A 16364-nucleotide genomic window follows, 5' to 3' on the forward strand; every position below is an offset into this window, starting at 1 on the left:
CGCAAATTTGTCGTCGGGGGCACTTTACGAATTCAAGTCGACTTGAGGTCAAGCATGAAAGACATGGATATCGTCGAGGTCTCGCGCCGTGCCGGTCTGCCGGCCTCGACACTCCGCTACTACGAGGAAAGAGGCCTCATCGCCTCGATCGGCCGCAAGGGCCTGCGCCGCCTGTTCGACCCGTCCGTGCTGGAGCGGCTCGCCCTGATCGCGCTTGGTCGCGCCGGCGGTTTCGCGCTCGACGAAATCGGCAAGATGCTGAAGCCCAATGGCCTGCCAGCGTTCGACCGCGCGAGGCTTGTCGCCAAGGCGGACGAACTGGACCGCACCATCCAGCGTCTGATCGCGATGCGCGACGGGCTGCGCCACGCGGCACGGTGCCCCGCCCCTCACCCCATGGAGTGCCCCACCTTCCGGCGTGCCGTCAGGCTTGCTGGAGCAGGTCGCTTCGAGGCCGCGCCGAGCGGCCCGTTCAGGGCGGAAGCCATCGGCGTCGCCGACCGGGGAAATCGGCTTTGAGGCGGGCACTGCTTGCCTGAGGCGATGGTCTGCAAGCAGCCCGCGCGACTATGTTCGCTGGCGTATGGTGCGCTGTGACTGCGCGATGCCGATGAAGTCGCGCGCCGGCTGCGGCAGGCCGGATCCGCGCCGCCAGACCATGCCTACCTGCACCACCGGCAGCGAACCCGAGACATCCCGCGATTCAATGCGGTCGCCTTCCAAGGACCACGGCCTGTAGATCAGGTCCGGCAGCAGCGCGACGCCGGCTCCGGTCGCGACGAGGCTGCGGACCGCCTCCACCGATCGCGTGCGGAAGGCGACATGCGGCTTGGCGCCGATGGCGGCCAGCAGCTTGCCTGTATTCTCCTCGATCTCGTCGATGGTCAGCATGATCAGCGGTTCGCTGACAATGTCGTCGACGCCGATGATGTCGGCGCCGTTCAGCTTGTGGCCAAGCGGCATCCACAAGCGATAGGCCGAAACTTCGAGGATTTCCGACTGAAGCGCGGTGCGATCGCGCAGGTTCGAGATCACCATGACCGCGACGTCCAGCTTGCCGCCGACCAGGAGGTGTTCGAGATAGTCGCCATTGTCCTCGATCGCCGAAATCTCGACGCCGGGGTAGGCACGGCGGTATCGCGCCAGGATATCGGACAGCACATAGCCGGCGACCATCGAGGTGACGCCGAGCTGGAGCCGGCCTTTGGTTGCAGCCTGTTCACCCAGGAAGGTGCGCCGTGCATCCGACACGTCGGACAGGATCTTGGTGGCGTGGCGCAGGAACTGGTGTCCCTTATGCGTGATGTTGAGGCCACGCGAATGGCGCTCGAAAAGCTCGACGCCAAGATCGGTCTCCAGTTCCTTGACCGCTTCGGTGACGGAGGATTGCGATATGGAGAGTTTCTGCGCCGCGCGGGAAACCGAACCCTGATCCGCAACGGCGACAAAGAACTGAAGCTGCCGGAGAGTGAATGCCATGCCGCCGAATAAACACTGGCGGGAGCGCGAAGGAAAGCGGTCAAGCGCGATCGTCAGCGCTCAACCGTGGACTGCTTCCTCGCTGCGCCGACGCACCGCCCGGTAACGCAATCCTAGGAAGAAAAGCACTTCGACGACAACGACCATGACGATGATGCGGAACCCGACGGAGACCAGATTGTGGTCGCCCCCGCGCATCAGATAGCCGAGACTGAGGAACGCGGAATTCCAGAGCACAGCGCCGAGTAAAGTTGCGGCAGCGAAAGGGAGCACCGCCAGACGCAGCGCGCCGGCGCCAATGCCGAGATAGTTGCGCACGGTCGGCACCAGCTGCGCCACCAGCGAGGCCCGAAAGGCATTGCGGCGATAGGCCTCCGCCAGCTTGCGGTAGGCCGTCGGCGGCAGGAAGACATATTTGCCAAAACGCCCGACCAGCGCTTCGGCGCGCGCTTCACCGAGCCGACGCCCCAACAGGTACCAGAACAGCGACCCGAGGATGGAACCGGTAACGGTGACGGCGAGCAACAGCGCCAGCCAGCCCATATCCGGCGCCGCCGTCATGCCGAGAAACAGCAGGACGATATGGGACGGCGGCGCCGGGAAGATCTTCTCGACGGACGCGATACAGAACACGCCCAGAAGACCAAAGCTCAGGATGGCTGGAACCGGCCCGGTCACGCGTAGCGCCAATCGTAGGACTTGGTGACCGGAATGCGGCTGATGCGATAGACGGTGGCCGGTGGGAAATTGAGCAAGGTATGGCCAATCCGCGTAGCACGAAGGTCGAGCTGGTCGAGCAATGTCTGGTCGATCGGACAACGCAGACCGAGCGTGAACTGGTAAAGCGAGGCACCGGGGCGCAGGTTGGCGAAGACGCCTTCCAGGATCAGCCGCGTACGGCGCGGCGAAATCAACCGGAACGGCAAGCCGCTGATCGCGGCGCCCAGCACTGGGCCGTTGTACAGCGCCATATGGCGCAGCCCCGTCGCATCCATTTCGAAAATGCGCGCCGCCGGAAAACGCTTGGTGAGCATGGCGGCGAAGTCGCTGTCGGCCTCGATCAGGGTCAGGTCGTTTTCCCTGACGCCTTTTTCGATCAAGGCACGCGTGAAAGGCCCTGTGCCGGGTCCAAGTTCCAGGACCGGACCGGTGTCCGGACCGACTTCCTTGGTCATCAGCGCCGACAAAGTGGCACTGGAAGGGGTTACCGATCCAATTCTGAATGGCGCCGCCGCCCAGGCCATCAGAAAAGAGAAAGCATCGTTGGTTTGCATATCCATCCTCGATCCGAAATCGAACTGCCGGCGAATCGAACGCCAGCCGATGGGGCGCTGTTTGCGGCCGCTGGATTGCGCAAACATTGCGAAAATCTGCGGGTCGCAACGAATTTCGATGCTTCGAACCCGAAATTTTTTGCCATGCTGACGCAATGTAGAGATCGTAGCGGGCCGCATCTGACTTCAGTAAAAGAGACGGCGATGCGTATCCTTTTGGTCGAAGACGAACCGGAAATGGCAGCAGCACTGCGCGTGGCGCTGAAGCGGCATGACATGGTCGTGGATCATGCCGCTTCGCTGATCGAGGCCGAGGATTTCATCGCGCTCGACAACTACGACGCGGTCTTGCTCGACCGCCAGTTGCCGGACGGCGATGGGCTTTCGCTGGTGACCAAACTGCGTGTTGGCGGCAGTGCCACGCCGGTTCTGGTTTTGACGGCGCGTGGCGACACCGCCGACAAGGTCGACGGGTTGAATGTCGGCGCCGACGATTATCTGGCCAAGCCGTTCGCCTTCGAGGAACTGATGGCCAGGCTGCGCGCACTGTTGCGCCGGCCGGCCGCCGTGCATTCGCAAGTGATCCGCGCCGGCGATCTTGCCTTCGACGTCGGCCACCGCGAGGCCACCATCCGCGGCGAACCGCTGGCCCTGCCGCGCCGCGAACTCCTGGTTCTGGAGGCACTGATGCGGCGCATGGGCCGCATGGTGCAGCGGGAGACGCTCATGGAGGCCGTGTTCGGTCTGGATGACGAAATCCAGTCCAACGCGCTCGACACCCATGTCTCGCGCCTGCGCCGCAAGCTGGCCGAGGCCGGCGTCGGCGTCACCATCAACGGTGTGCGCGGCGTCGGCTACCTGTTGCGCGAAACGTCATGATCTTGCGCAAGCCCCGCCGTCCGCGCTCGCTGAAATGGAGCCTTGTCCTGCGCATCGCCGTGCTGCAGGGCATCCTGATCACGCTGCTCATTCCGCTGCTTCTGGTGGCGCTGGTCATGTTCGGCGCCGCCAACATGAATGACTATGAGGGCGGCACGGCCGACGTGATCAAGGATGCGCTGAGCAGAGACGCCGGCGGCAAGCTGATACTGAAACCGACCCGCGAGCTTGCCGAGCTGCGCAAGACCGAGAAGAACCTCTGGTACGTGGTGCGCGACAAACAGGGCAACATGCTGAGGGAAGGCACGATCCCGCCGGCAATGGCACCGTTCGCCAACCAGCTCGACAACATCAGCGACGCACGCTTTTCCTGGACGATGGGCAAGGCCGACCGACCAGCCGGCATCGTCGCTTGGGAAGACGACACCGGGGCCGGCACGGTGCAGATCCTGGCCGGCACGGATGGCAAGCTTTCCTGGACCCGGATGGCGCTGGCCGGATGGGACTTTTTCCTGGTCGTGATCCTACCGGTGGTTGGCGTGATGGCTCTTGCCACTCTTTTCGTGACGCCGTGGGTGGTGCGCGGTGCGCTGAGGGGTCTTGGCGCTGCGGCCAGCGAAGCCGGACAGATCGACATCGACAAGCGCGGCGTGCAGCTGCCGCTGAAGGATGTTCCGACCGAGGTCACGCCGCTGGTGAATGCGGTGAACGACGCTCTGGTGCGCCTCGACACCGGTTACGAACGCCACCGCCGCTTCCTGACCGACGCGGCACATGAACTGCGCACGCCGGTTGCCATCCTCAACACGCGCGTCGCTTCGCTGCCGCCGACACCGGAACGGGCCAGGGTGCTGCGCGATGCCGCCCGGCTGTCGACGCTGACCGACCAGCTCCTCGACCTGCAGCGGCTCGGCCGGCAGGTCGAACGCTTCGGCCCGCTCGACCTGGTCGAGATTGCCCGCAGCGTCGTCGTCGACCTTGCGCCAATGGCCTTTTCGTCGGGCTATGAAATGGCGTTCGAACCGATGGTCGAAACACTGCCTGCGACAGGCGACCGCGCCTCGATCGAACGCGCCGTCACCAGCCTGGTGCAGAACGCCATCGAGCATGGCGGCAATCGGGGCAGGATCACCATCGGCGTCACCCGGCCGGCGGTCATCGAGATTCTCGACGAAGGCGAAGGCGTGCCGGTAGGCGAGCGCGAGAAGATCTTCCAGCCCTTCTACCGCCTACGCCCGCATGACCATGGCGCCGGGCTTGGCCTCAATCTCGTGCAGGAGATCATGCAGTTGCATGGCGGCCGCATCGAAGTGCTCGACGGCCGTCCCGGCGCGTTGTTCAGGATGAGTTTTCCGCTGCCACCGAAGGACGCCCCGACGCACTGACGCCGCTGGCCAATCGCCGATCAGTTGAGCGCTTGCGCGGGGACAGGGGCGAGGTTGCCCTTGGCGACCGACAACAACGACGTGACCAAGGAGCGGCGCTCCTGTTCGGACAGGACCTGGAAGTCGAAGAGGTTAGCGCTGCGCATCCCCTCGACGGCAAAGTAGGTGAGCAGCAGTGCTTCGAAATCGGGCGTTTCCGCTTTCAGCCGGTCGAAGAGCTGGCGCTGGAAGATGCGCATGGGCGCCAGAAAATCGGGATCCTCGGCAATCGCCGAGAATATCCATGAGGATGGCGGCTGATCTTCTTCGAACTTCTTTGCCGAGAGCTTCACGTAAGCGGCCAGAAGATTGCCCTGGCCACAGGCTTTCCGGGTCGTTTCCAGCGCTTCCTGGAACTCCTGGAGATAGTGCTCGACCAACGCCTGCATCAGCTTGGCCTTGGTCGGGAAATTATAGAGAAGACCGCCTTTGGAGACGCCGGCGCGTTGGGCCACGGCGTCCAGCGACAAATTGCCTGGCCCCGATTCCCGAGCCACGTCGGCTGCCGCCGCGAGTATCTTTTCGCGTGAATTTGCTCGCTGTTTCTTCATCTATCCCGCCTATAAGGCATGCTAGGCGCAATTGACAAGACCGTCCAGACGGTACAGTAAGGCGTCGAAAAATGTCGGCCGGGTTTTCGCACGATGCGCGCCTGGCTATTTTTGATTCGATTGTAATTGCCACGCGCCGCTCGAGGGATCCCATGATCAAGCGCTACATCCTCCGTTTCATCCTGCTTGTCCTGGTGGCCTTGGTGGCCGGCGGCATTGTTTGGTTCAATTTCTTCCGCGACAAGATGATCGCCCAGTTCTTCGCCAACATGCCGGTCAATGTGCTGACGGTTTCGGCCAACAAAGTCGAGCCGACCACCTGGACGCCCGGCGTCGAGGCGATCGGCACGGTTGGCGCCTCGATGGGCGTCGACCTGACGATGGAAACGTCGGGCGTGGTCAAGGAAATCATGTTCAAGGCCAATGACCGCATCGAGAGCGGCCAGCTTCTGGTTCGGCTCGACGACGCCGTCGAACAGGCGGACCTTGCCGCAGCCAAGACCAAGGCAACGCTCGACCAGCAGGCGCTGGTTCGTGCCCAAGCACTGCGCAAGACCGGCGTCGGTACCGAATCCGCGCTCGACACCGCTAATGCCAATGCCGAGACCTCGATCGCGCAGGTTGCGAAGGCGCAGGCAACGGCCGACCTCAAGCTGCTGAAGGCACCGTTCGCCGGCATTGCCGGTATCCCGAAGATCGACCTCGGCCAGTTCGTGCAGCCCGGCAACGCCATCGTCACCCTGCAGGATATGGATACGATGCGCGTCGACTTCACTGTTCCCGAACAGCAGCGTGAGAAGCTGAAGGTCGGCCAGCCGGTCAGCTTTGGCCCGACGTCGGACGCCTTGTCGTTCAAGGGCGTGGTCACCGGTATCGATCCCAAGATCGACCCGGCGAGCCGACTGGTTTCGGTGCGCGCGCGCATCGACAATCCGGAAGGACGGCTGAGCCCCGGCCAGTTCGTGCAGGTGCGCGTCGAACTGCCGAAGGAGGACAATGTCCTGACCGTTCCGCAGACGGCGCTGACCACCAGCCTCTATGGCGACTACATCTATGTCGTCGTTCCGGCCAAGCCCAAAGACGCAGCGGCACAGCCCGCCGACAAGGCCGCTGAAGCCAAGCCCGCCACGGGCGCTGCGGCGGCATCCGAGCAGAAGCCGGCCGCTGAAGGCCCTGCCCTCGTCGCCAATCAGGTCTTCGTCAAGGTTGGCCGTCGCTTCGGCGGCGTCGCCGAAATCGTCGAGGGCGTCAAGGCGGGCGACGATGTCGTCACCGCCGGTCAGAACCGGTTGAGCAACGGCACCCACGTCAAGGTCGACAACACGATCGACCCCAGCAAGCCGGTCGAGAAGAAGGCTTCCGCCCAATGAGTTTCTCCGATCTGTTCATCAAACGGCCCGTCCTGTCGACGGTGCTGGGTGCCATGATCCTGCTCGTCGGGCTTCAGGGCATCTTCAACCTCGCGATCCGGCAGTATCCGAAGGTCGAAGAAACCGCGATCACGGTGACGACCGCCTATCCGGGCGCCAGCGCCGACCTGATCCAGGGCTTCATCTCGGCCCCGATCGCGCGCGCCGTCGCCTCGACGGAAAACATCGACTACGTCACCTCATCGAGCGCGCCTTCGGCCAGCACGGTGACGGTTAAGATGAAGCTCGGCGCCAACCCGGATGTCGCACTGGCCGAAGTGCTGTCGAAGGTACAGGGCGTGCGCGGCGACCTGCCTTCGGAAGCCAAGGACCCGGTCATCGTCAAGGGCACGGGCGATTCCTTCGCGATGATGTACATCTCGATGCAGAATCCGAACATGACCAAGGAGCAGCTGACCGAGTACATCGAACGTGTCGTGCGCCCGCGCATCACCACGGTCGAAGGCGTCGCCGACGTCAAGATCTTCGGTGCCCAGCAATATTCGATGCGGGTATGGATCGATCCGGTCAAGCTGGCTTCCCGCGGCGTCACCGCCGCGGAAGTAGTCAGTGCCATCAACAACTCGAACTTCCTCTCCGCCCCCGGAAAAACCGAGAACGAGTATGTGATCTCGTCGATCACCGTGCGTTCGACGCTGCAGACGCCGGAAGCTTTTTCGGCGCTGCCCATTCGCTCGGTCGGCGGCAATGTCGTGCGCCTGCGCGACGTGGCCCGTGTCGAGCTCGGTGCCGAGAACACCGACACACGCGTGACCTTCAACGCCAAGCCGGGTACCTTCCTGGCCATCTTCCCGACGCCGGCAGCCAACCCGCTGACGACGGCGAGCGCGGTCCAAAAGCTGGTGCCGGTCATTCAGGAAACGCTGCCGAAGGGCATGACGATCCAGGTCGTCTACGATTCGACGGAACAGATCAGCGCCTCCATCGACGAGGTTTACAAGACCATCGCCGAGGCCGTCGCCATCGTCGTGGTCGTCATCCTCTTGTTCCTCGGCTCGTTCCGTTCGGTGCTGATGCCGATCATCACGATCCCGCTGTCGTTGATCGGCGTCTGCTTCATCCTCTATTTCATGGGCTACTCGATCAACCTGCTTTCGCTGCTGGCCATGGTTCTGGCCATCGGTCTGGTCGTCGACGACGCGATCGTTGTGGTGGAGAACGTCCACCGCCACATCGAAGAAGGCATGACGCCCATGCAGGCCGCCTTCGCCGGCATGCGCGAAATCTTCTCGCCGGTCGTGGCCATGACGATCACGCTGGCCGCGGTGTTCGCGCCACTCGCCTTCACCGGCGGCCTGACCGGCTCGCTGTTCCGTGAATTCGCGGTGACGCTGGCAGGCGCTGTGGTCATTTCCGGCATCATCGCCGTGACCATCACCCCGATGATGTCGGCGCGCCTTCTCAAGGCAGGCTCGCACAGCCGTTTCCAGAAGATCGTCGACGGCACGTTCACGCGGATCGAGAACGTCTATGAGCGTCTGGTCACCAGATCACTGCAGGCCCGGTGGGTGACGTTGCTCATCGTCATCGCCCTGGTCGGGGTGACCGGCTTCATGTTCACCAAGACCTCGACCGAGTTGGCACCCGAAGAAGATCAGGGCTTCCTGCTTTCGATCGTGACGGGGCCGCAATACGCCACCTCGGATTACACCGAAGCGTATGTCAACCAGATGCTCGGCCTGGTGAAGGACATTCCCGAAACGCGCGCCTTGTTCTCCGCCGTTGCCTTCGGCAGCGCAACCAACAGCGCCTTCGTCGGCTTCGCCTTCAAGGACTGGGCCGAACGGGCACGCTCGTCCAAGCAGATCCAGGCCGACATCACCGAGCGCCTGAAGAAGGTCGCCGGTGTGGAAGCCTTCGTTTTCGCCCCGCCGACATTGCCGGGCTCCGGCGGCGGCCTGCCGATCGCCGTCGTGGTTCGCTCGACCGGAGAATCCGCGAAGGTGTTCGAGGTTGCCGAGGAGATCAAGCAGAAGGCCCAGGCCTCCGGTCGCTTCATCGTCGTGCAGAATTCGATGTCGTACAACTCGCCGCAGACCTCGATCACCATCGATCGCGACCGCGCGGCAGCACTCAACATTCCGATCAGCGACATCGGCCGGACGCTGACGCTGCTGGTGGGCGGCAACGAAGTGGCGAAGTTCGACCGTGACTCCAACGCCTACAAGATCATCCCGCAGGTGCCGCAGATCTATCGCGACAACCCCGAAAAGCTCGGCGACTATTTCGTGCGCAGCGTGACGGGCGACATGGTGCCGCTGACTTCGGTGGTCAAAATCACGACCAATGCGGCGCCGGCGGCGATCGAGCAGTTCAACCAGTTGAACTCGGCGACGATCACCGCTCTGCCGATGCCCGGCGTAACCACCGGCGACGGCTTGCAGACGATCGAAACCATCGCCAAGCAGACCATGCCTGACAGCTTCTTCCTCGACTACTCTGGCCAATCGCGGCAGGAGAAGGAACAGGGCAACACGATCATCATCGCCTTCATCGCGGCCATCATCGTGATTTATCTGGTGCTGGCGGCGCAGTTCGAAAGCTTCCGCGATCCGCTCATCATCATGATGTCGGTGCCGCTGTCGATCTTCGGCGCGATTGTGCCGCTCAACCTCGGGCTCGGTACGCTGAACATCTACACGCAGGTCGGTCTGATCACGCTGATCGGCCTGATCACCAAGCACGGCATTCTGCTGGTCGAATTCGCCAACCAGCAGCGCGAGGAGCATGGCCTGTCGATCCCCCAGGCGATCATCGCTTCGGCCAAGGTTCGCCTGCGCCCGATCCTGATGACCACCGCAGCCATGGCGCTGGGCGTCGTGCCGCTGATCATCGCCCAGGGCGCCGGCGCCGCCGCGCGTTACTCGATGGGCCTGGTGATCTTCACCGGCATCCTGGTGGGCACTTGCTTCACGCTGTTCGTGGTGCCGATGTTCTATACCTTCCTGGCGCACCGGGGCCACGCTCAAGAGCAGCAGGCGACTCCGGCGCCGGTCGCGGCTGAATAATCCGCCGGACGATGCGAATGAAAACAGGGCGCCGGAGCAATCCGGCGCCCTGTTTGTTTGAGCAAGCTGGAGTTGAAAATTAACCCCGCGCAGCTTCCTCGATCGTGGCAACATCGATCTTGACCATCTTCATCATTGCAGCCATGACGCGCGCGGCCTTGGCCTTGTCGGGATCAATGAGCAGTCTCGGCAGCAGTTCCGGCACGATTTGCCAGGCGACGCCATAGCGGTCCTTGAGCCAGCTGCAGGCGAGCCCCTTGCCGCGACCATCAATCAGCTTTTCCCAGTAGTGGTCGACCTCAGCCTGGTCCTTGCAGTCAACGGAGAGCGATACTGAATTGTTGAAGGTCTCATCCGAGTTGCCGTTCAGGGCCTGAAACGACTGGCCAAACAGCTCGAAGTTCACCAGCACGACGCTGCCAGCCGGTCCGGGGCCGCTTTCGCCACTCCGCAGCACTTCTCCCTTCTTCGCGTTCGGAAAGATCGAGACGTAGAAGTCGACGGCCTCTTCGGCCTCGTTGCGGAACCACAGGCATGGGCTGATTTTCTGCATGACCTTCTCCTTGATGCGATTGGCGTTGGCCGCGGCCTCTCCCGTCGGCAGAACGGCTTCCTTTGCCTTGCCGTTGCTCAAAGGACGGCCCTTGACGCGGCAATCCGACAACGGCCGTGAAATAAATCGGCCGTGCCCTTGAGAGAGCATAAAACTGGCGCATTGCAAAACCGTGGCCAGACTGGACCATGGCGTATATAACGCCAGCTTCCTATCTACCTTTATCGCACAGGAACGTGCCGCACAGGCGTCAAGGACAGTACCCATGCCTCCCTATCGCTCCCGAACCACCACTCATGGCCGCAACATGGCTGGCGCCCGCGGCCTATGGCGCGCCACCGGCATGAAGGACTCGGATTTCGGCAAGCCGATTATCGCGGTGGTCAATTCCTTCACGCAATTCGTACCGGGCCACGTCCATCTTAAGGATCTCGGCCAGCTTGTCGCGCGCGAGATCGAAGCCGCCGGCGGCGTCGCCAAGGAGTTCAACACCATCGCCGTCGACGATGGCATCGCCATGGGCCATGACGGCATGCTTTATTCGCTGCCGAGCCGCGAGATCATCGCCGACAGCGTCGAATACATGGTCAACGCGCACTGTGCCGACGCCATGGTTTGCATTTCCAACTGCGACAAGATCACCCCCGGCATGCTGATGGCTGCGATGCGGCTCAACATTCCGGCCGTCTTCGTTTCCGGCGGCCCGATGGAAGCTGGCAAGGTCGTCTGGAAGGACAAGGTGACCGCGATCGACCTGATCGACGCGATGGTCGCCGCTGCCGACGACAAGGTTTCCGACGAAGAGGTAAAGGTCATCGAGCGTTCGGCCTGCCCGACCTGCGGCTCGTGCTCGGGCATGTTCACCGCCAATTCGATGAACTGCCTGACCGAGGCGCTCGGGCTGTCACTGCCCGGCAACGGCTCGACACTTGCCACCCATGCCGACCGCAAGCGGCTGTTCGTCGAAGCCGGCCATCTCGTCGTCGACCTCGCCCAGCGCTATTACGAACAGGAAGATGAAAGCGTGTTGCCGCGCAACATCGCCTCCAAGCAGGCCTTCGAGAACGCAATGGCACTGGATATCGCCATGGGCGGTTCGACCAACACAGTGCTGCACATCCTCGCCGCCGCTCAGGAAGGCGGTATCGACTTCACCATGGACGATATCGACCGCCTGTCGCGCAAGGTGCCGGTGCTGAGCAAGGTCGCGCCCGCCAAGGCCGACGTGCACATGGAAGACGTGCATCGCGCCGGTGGCATCATGGCGATCCTCGGCCAGCTCGATAAAGCCGGGCTGATCCACAACGAGTTGCCGACCGTGCACAGCGCGACGATGGGCGAAGCACTGGACCGCTGGGACGTCTCGCGCTCCACGGCGGAGAATGTCCGCAAATTCTATATGGCCGCGCCGGGCGGCGTGCCGACACAAGTTGCCTTCAGTCAGGACCGTCGCTGGGACGATCTCGACCTCGATCGTGAAAAGGGCGTCATCCGCTCGGCCGAGCATCCGTTCTCGAAAGATGGCGGCCTGGCCGTGCTCAAGGGCAACATCGCGCTCGATGGTTGCGTGGTGAAGACCGCCGGCGTGGACGAGTCGATCCTGACCTTCACCGGCCCGGCCAAGGTCTATGAGAGCCAGGATGCGGCGGTGAAGGCCATTCTCAGCAACGAGGTCGTCGCCGGCGATGTCGTCGTCATCCGCTACGAGGGTCCGAAGGGCGGCCCGGGCATGCAGGAAATGCTCTACCCGACCAGCTATCTGAAGTCGAAAGGACTGGGCAAGGCCTGCGCGCTGTTGACCGACGGCCGCTTCTCCGGCGGCACTTCCGGCCTGTCGATCGGCCATGCCTCGCCCGAGGCCGCGACCGGCGGTGCGATCGGCCTGGTACGCGACGGCGATCGGATCGCCATCGACATTCCCGGCCGCACCGTCAATCTCCTGGTCAGCGACGAGGAACTTGCGGCCCGCCGCAAGGAGCAGGACGCCAAGGGCTGGCAGCCGGTGGAAACGCGCAAGCGCAACGTGACTACGGCGCTTCGCGCCTATGCCGCCTTCGCGACCAGCGCCGACAAGGGTGCGGTGCGCAAGGTTCCGGAATAAACGCCGCCAATGGCGTTCGACCTCATTGTTCGGGGTGGCACCCTGACCGACGGCAGGGTGGCCGATATCGGCGTTCGCGGCGAAACCATCGCTGCGATCGAACCCAAGCTTGAGGCCGAGGCACCAACGGTCATCGACGCGGCTGGCGATCTCGTCTCGCCACCCTTCATCGATCCGCATTTCCATATGGACGCGACGCTGAGCCTCGGCATTCCGCGCATCAATGCCTCGGGCACGCTGCTGGAAGGCATTGCGCTGTGGGGTGAACTGAAGCCGCTTCTCACTCACGAAGCGGTCAGGGAGCGGGCACTCGCCTATTGCGATTGGGCGGTGGCCAAGGGCCTGCTTGCCATCCGCACCCATGTCGACACCTGCGACGACCGGCTTCTGGCGGTCGAGGCGCTGCTCGACGTGAAGAAGACCGTCGCGCCCTATATCGATCTGCAACTTGTCGCCTTCCCGCAGGACGGTTTTTACCGTTCGCCCAATGCGCGCACGAACACGATCCGCGCGCTCGACCTCGGCGTCGATATCGTCGGCGGCATTCCGCATTTCGAGCGCACCATGGCCGACGGCACGCGCTCGGTGACGGAACTGTGCGAGATCGCCGCCGAACGCGGATTGATGGTCGACATGCATTGCGACGAGACGGACGACCCGCTGTCGCGCCACATCGAGCAACTGGCCTGTGAGACGCAGCGGCTCGGCCTACAGGGGCGCGTGACGGGCTCGCATCTCACCTCCATGCATTCGATGGACAACTACTACGTGTCCAAACTGCTGCCGCTGATCGCGGAAGCCGGCGTTTCGGCCATCCCCAATCCGCTCATCAACATCATGCTGCAAGGTCGCCACGACAGCTATCCGAAGCGGCGTGGCCTGACCCGCGTGCCGGAGATGCTGAAGGCTGGCATTCGCGTCGGCTGGGGCCAGGATTGCGTGCTCGACCCCTGGTATTCGCTGGGCATGGCGGACATGCTGGACGTCGCCTTCATGGGGCTTCATGTGGCGCAGATGTCGAGCCCCGCCGACATGGCGCGCTGCTTCGACATGGTGACCCATGTAAACGCCGCCATCATGGGCCTCGACCATCTCGGATTGGCGGTCGGCAAGCGAGCGAGCCTCGTCGTGCTCGACGCCGCCGACCCGATCGAGGCGATAAGGCTGAGAGCGGACCGGCTCTGCGTGATAGCGCGTGGCAAGATCGTCGCGCAAAGAGAGCGCAGCCGAACGAAGCTGGCCTTGTCCGGAAGGCCCGATACCGCCGATCCCTGGCACGAAAAGCCGACGCGGACGCACTGATCAATGCGCGTTGAACGGGCCGCCGTTCGTACATTTCCTTCGCCGTTTATAAAGTCTACAATATGCCTCATCTTTGAATCGGGAGAGGGCTATGTCGCCCAGGATCGTAGCGGCAATATTTGGCATGGCGGCGCTGGCCGGCTGTACCACGATGACGCCCCAGGAAAGGCGCGCGGCCGACGAAGCGAAATGCCAGACCTACGGTTTCAAGAAGAACACCGACGCTTTCGCCGAATGCCTGCAGCGCATCGACCTCGACAGAGCCGCCGCAATGCGTGCGCAGGATGCGGAATTCAACCGCTTTGCCAACAGACCGATGGTCATCTACCGCCCGATCGTCGTCGCACCGAAACCCCAATAAACTGCCCAAAGGAGGCGCTGGTTCAGGTCAAGAAGGCGCGCTGGCGCTCAACCCGCATCAGCCGGCACCGTTATCGCAATGACCGAACCGCCGCCGTTCCTCGCGCGTGCCTCCAGCCGGCCCTGATGCGCCCTGGCTATCGCCTCGACAATGGAGAGCCCCAGCCCGGTCCCACCGGTCTCACGCGACCGCGAGATTTCGCCGCGCCAGAAAATGTCGAATGAAATCGAGCGGATTTCCTCGGGCAAGCCCGGACCTCGATCCAGGAACCGGACAAAGGCCATGCGGTCGCCATCGATGCCGGTCTCGCAACGCAGCACGCCACCGGCGGCGGCGTAGCGACTGGCATTGTCGACGATTGCCAGCATCGCCTGGCGCAGCCGTTCCGGATCGACGCTGGTGCGGGCGGGCGCGAAGTCCGTCTCGATACGCATGCCGGCTTCGTCAAGCATCGGACGGGCCGCGGCGAGAACGGTAGCCGCCTCGTCGGCGAGGTCGGTGACAGCCCGATCGCCGATCAGCTTGTGGCCGGCCGCCAGTGACAGCGTGCGCAGGTCCTCGACCAGACGCGACAAGCCCTGCACCTGCGTCAGCAGATCCTGCAGCCCCTGCTGACGAACCGAAAATACGCCGTCGATCATGCCTTGCAGGTTGCCCTGCAAAATAGTGAGCGGCGTACGCAATTCGTGCGCAACCGCCATTGTGTTGAAGCGCAGGCGCTTTTCCATATGGTCGAGATCGGTCGCCAGCGCATCGATGGTCTTGCCGAGACGCTGCACTTCGGAGGTGCCGCCTCGAAAATTGCCGAGACCGACCGCGAAATCGCCTTCGCGCAGCGTTTCAGCCGCCGATGCCAGCCGCTCCAACGGGCGCGCGATGCGCCGGGCAAGCCAATAACCGATCGCGCCGCAGATGAGCGCCGCCAAGAGAATATGCCCCATGAATGCCAGGTTCATCTGGTAGTCGAGCGTTTTCTCGAATTCCGGCACGACGGCCATGAGTTTCCGGAAGCCGTCGACCGACGGCATCACCCCGTCCTGGATATCGCGGTAGGCCTGGGCGATGTCGGCGGGCAACTCCCGCAACTTCACCTCGGTCAACTGCTTCATGATCCAGAAGAAGGTGGAATAGGCGATGATCATGCTGAGCATCAGCATCGCCGCGATGGTTATCGCCGTGACCGTGGACAGGGAGAGCCGGCGTATCCTCATTTCGGCGCCGCAAAGCGATAGCCAATGCCGCGCACAGCCTGGAAAAAGCCCCATGCTCCGGCATTCTCGAACTTGCGGCGCAGATTGGCGATGTGGGTGTCGACGGTCTTGGCCAGGGCATCGTTTTCAGGCAGGCAGGCATCCAGGATATCGGCGCGGCCGAAGGCGTGGGTCGGCCGGCGGATCATGTAGGCAACGATGCGGAATTCGCTCAGCGTCAAAGGGAGAGATTGCCGACCCGCCTCCACCGCGACAAAGGCGGCATGCGCGTCGACATCGACCTCAACCGGAGCAAACCGCAACATCCTCGAAGCACCGGCGGCCCGCGAGCGGCGCAGAACGGCATTGACGCGCGCGACGACCTCATGCGGGTTGAATGGTTTGACGACGTAGTCGTCGGCGCCAAGCCGCAAGCCGGAAAGGCGGTCGATATCTTCCGCCAGCGCCGTCACCATGATCACTGGCGTGGCCGCATCCTGGCGGATGCGCGCCAGAACCTCGAAGCCATCGACGCGCGGGATGCGAACGTCGAGCAGTACCAGATCGGGCGACAGCATTGCGTGATGGGAAAGCGCGATATCACCATTGGCGGCTGTCACCGTGCGAAAACCTTCCCGTGCCAGATAGGCTTCGAGAATTTCGGCGATGCGCGGTTCGTCCTCGACGATAAGGATGAGCCCCTTGTCCATGCCCCAGCCCCGTGGTGGTTTCAGAAGGGCGTTATTCAGCAACGCATCACGGCAGGCAACCGCAAAGCGCGTGCCTTGCGGGCTTCCCCGACAAGCGTTGGC

Annotated in this window: 15 protein-coding genes; 8 read left to right on the forward strand and 7 right to left on the reverse strand. The window is 63.1% G+C overall.

Features of this window, described 5'->3' with window-relative positions:
• The first annotated feature begins 54 nt into the window (after positions 1-54).
• Positions 55-519, forward strand: a complete 465-nt coding sequence (locus tag FZF13_RS08175) for a helix-turn-helix domain-containing protein (RefSeq protein WP_024924181.1) — start codon at positions 55-57, stop codon at positions 517-519.
• 48 nt (positions 520-567) lie between these two features.
• Here the strand turns inward: FZF13_RS08175 and FZF13_RS08180 are convergent, their stop codons facing one another.
• The 3 genes from FZF13_RS08180 to FZF13_RS08190 are packed head-to-tail and all read right to left on the reverse strand — an operon-like array spanning position 568 to position 2933.
• Positions 568-1479: a LysR substrate-binding domain-containing protein gene (locus tag FZF13_RS08180; RefSeq protein ID WP_024924182.1), complete on the reverse strand. Its 912-nt coding sequence runs from the start codon at positions 1477-1479 to the stop codon at positions 568-570.
• Positions 1480-1539: 60 nt separating this feature from the next.
• Entirely contained in the window at positions 1540-2157 is a 618-nt protein-coding gene (locus FZF13_RS08185) for a DedA family protein (RefSeq protein WP_024924183.1), read from the reverse strand.
• On the reverse strand, positions 2154-2933 hold the full coding sequence (locus tag FZF13_RS08190) for a class I SAM-dependent methyltransferase (protein WP_244431248.1): 780 nt from the start codon (positions 2931-2933) through the stop codon (positions 2154-2156). The genes FZF13_RS08185 and FZF13_RS08190 overlap by 4 nt, the downstream gene beginning before the upstream one ends.
• A 24-nt stretch (positions 2934-2957) precedes the next feature.
• Between FZF13_RS08190 and FZF13_RS08195 the strand changes: the two genes are divergently transcribed.
• Together FZF13_RS08195 and FZF13_RS08200 are read left to right on the forward strand one after the other, a co-directional pair.
• Positions 2958-3632 carry a response regulator transcription factor gene (locus tag FZF13_RS08195; protein WP_024924185.1) on the forward strand — a complete coding sequence of 225 codons (675 nt, stop codon included), beginning with the start codon at positions 2958-2960 and terminating at the stop codon, positions 3630-3632.
• Complete coding sequence (locus tag FZF13_RS08200) at positions 3629-5017, forward strand: sensor histidine kinase (RefSeq protein WP_024924186.1); 1389 nt, start codon at positions 3629-3631, stop codon at positions 5015-5017. Before FZF13_RS08195 ends, FZF13_RS08200 begins: the two co-directional genes overlap by 4 nt.
• 20 nt (positions 5018-5037) lie before the next feature.
• On the opposite strand, the gene FZF13_RS08205 is transcribed toward FZF13_RS08200, so the two are convergent.
• Complete coding sequence (locus FZF13_RS08205) at positions 5038-5607, reverse strand: TetR/AcrR family transcriptional regulator (RefSeq protein WP_024924187.1); 570 nt, start codon at positions 5605-5607, stop codon at positions 5038-5040.
• Positions 5608-5759: 152 nt separating this feature from the next.
• Here FZF13_RS08205 and FZF13_RS08210 point away from each other — a divergent pair, with 152 nt between their 5' ends.
• A complete protein-coding gene (locus tag FZF13_RS08210) occupies positions 5760-6977 on the forward strand; it encodes an efflux RND transporter periplasmic adaptor subunit (protein WP_024924188.1) in 1218 nt (405 codons plus the stop codon).
• Positions 6974-10045: an efflux RND transporter permease subunit gene (locus tag FZF13_RS08215; protein WP_024924189.1), complete on the forward strand. Its 3072-nt coding sequence runs from the start codon at positions 6974-6976 to the stop codon at positions 10043-10045. Before FZF13_RS08210 ends, FZF13_RS08215 begins: the two co-directional genes overlap by 4 nt.
• A 79-nt stretch (positions 10046-10124) precedes the next feature.
• Here FZF13_RS08215 and FZF13_RS29495 read toward each other — a convergent pair whose 3' ends face one another.
• A complete protein-coding gene (locus tag FZF13_RS29495) occupies positions 10125-10865 on the reverse strand; it encodes a VOC family protein (protein ID WP_307418194.1) in 741 nt (246 codons plus the stop codon).
• Between FZF13_RS29495 and ilvD the strand changes: the two genes are divergently transcribed.
• From ilvD to FZF13_RS08235, 3 genes are all read left to right on the forward strand, one after another.
• Entirely contained in the window at positions 10864-12699 is a 1836-nt protein-coding gene (gene ilvD / locus FZF13_RS08225; RefSeq protein WP_024924191.1) for a dihydroxy-acid dehydratase, read from the forward strand. The genes FZF13_RS29495 and ilvD overlap by 2 nt on opposite strands.
• Positions 12700-12708: 9 nt before the next feature.
• Positions 12709-14001 carry an amidohydrolase family protein gene (locus tag FZF13_RS08230; protein ID WP_024924192.1) on the forward strand — a complete coding sequence of 431 codons (1293 nt, stop codon included), beginning with the start codon at positions 12709-12711 and terminating at the stop codon, positions 13999-14001.
• 91 nt (positions 14002-14092) lie between these two features.
• A complete protein-coding gene (locus tag FZF13_RS08235) occupies positions 14093-14362 on the forward strand; it encodes a PH domain-containing protein (RefSeq protein ID WP_024924193.1) in 270 nt (89 codons plus the stop codon).
• Between the two features lie 47 nt (positions 14363-14409).
• Here FZF13_RS08235 and FZF13_RS08240 read toward each other — a convergent pair whose 3' ends face one another.
• Both FZF13_RS08240 and FZF13_RS08245 read right to left on the reverse strand, forming a co-directional pair.
• Positions 14410-15573 (reverse strand): sensor histidine kinase, encoded by a 1164-nt coding sequence (locus FZF13_RS08240; protein ID WP_024924194.1) that lies wholly within the window; start codon positions 15571-15573, stop codon positions 14410-14412.
• Positions 15570-16262, reverse strand: coding sequence for a response regulator (locus tag FZF13_RS08245; protein ID WP_024924195.1), 693 nt, complete (start codon positions 16260-16262; stop codon positions 15570-15572). Before FZF13_RS08245 ends, FZF13_RS08240 begins: the two co-directional genes overlap by 4 nt.
• Between the last annotated feature and the right edge of the window lie 102 nt (positions 16263-16364).

The organism is Mesorhizobium terrae (genome assembly GCF_008727715.1).
Lineage (GTDB): Bacteria > Pseudomonadota > Alphaproteobacteria > Rhizobiales > Rhizobiaceae > Mesorhizobium > Mesorhizobium terrae.

Bases quoted from the DNA above. Each gene is read 5' to 3' on its own strand.
- FZF13_RS08230 (WP_024924192.1), top strand. From the start codon at position 12,709: ATGGCGTTCGACCTCATTGTTCGGGGTGGCACCCTGACCGACGGCAGG.
- FZF13_RS08190 (WP_244431248.1), bottom strand. From the start codon at position 2,933: ATGCGGCCCGCTACGATCTCTACATTGCGTCAGCATGGCAAAAAATTT.
- FZF13_RS08200 (WP_024924186.1), top strand. From the start codon at position 3,629: ATGATCTTGCGCAAGCCCCGCCGTCCGCGCTCGCTGAAATGGAGCCTT.
- FZF13_RS08180 (WP_024924182.1), bottom strand. From the start codon at position 1,479: ATGGCATTCACTCTCCGGCAGCTTCAGTTCTTTGTCGCCGTTGCGGAT.
- FZF13_RS08195 (WP_024924185.1), top strand. From the start codon at position 2,958: ATGCGTATCCTTTTGGTCGAAGACGAACCGGAAATGGCAGCAGCACTG.
- FZF13_RS08240 (WP_024924194.1), bottom strand. From the start codon at position 15,573: ATGAGGATACGCCGGCTCTCCCTGTCCACGGTCACGGCGATAACCATC.
- FZF13_RS08245 (WP_024924195.1), bottom strand. From the start codon at position 16,262: ATGGACAAGGGGCTCATCCTTATCGTCGAGGACGAACCGCGCATCGCC.
- FZF13_RS08175 (WP_024924181.1), top strand. From the start codon at position 55: ATGAAAGACATGGATATCGTCGAGGTCTCGCGCCGTGCCGGTCTGCCG.
- ilvD (WP_024924191.1), top strand. From the start codon at position 10,864: ATGCCTCCCTATCGCTCCCGAACCACCACTCATGGCCGCAACATGGCT.
- FZF13_RS08235 (WP_024924193.1), top strand. From the start codon at position 14,093: ATGTCGCCCAGGATCGTAGCGGCAATATTTGGCATGGCGGCGCTGGCC.
- FZF13_RS08215 (WP_024924189.1), top strand. From the start codon at position 6,974: ATGAGTTTCTCCGATCTGTTCATCAAACGGCCCGTCCTGTCGACGGTG.
- FZF13_RS29495 (WP_307418194.1), bottom strand. From the start codon at position 10,865: ATGGGTACTGTCCTTGACGCCTGTGCGGCACGTTCCTGTGCGATAAAG.
- FZF13_RS08210 (WP_024924188.1), top strand. From the start codon at position 5,760: ATGATCAAGCGCTACATCCTCCGTTTCATCCTGCTTGTCCTGGTGGCC.
- FZF13_RS08205 (WP_024924187.1), bottom strand. From the start codon at position 5,607: ATGAAGAAACAGCGAGCAAATTCACGCGAAAAGATACTCGCGGCGGCA.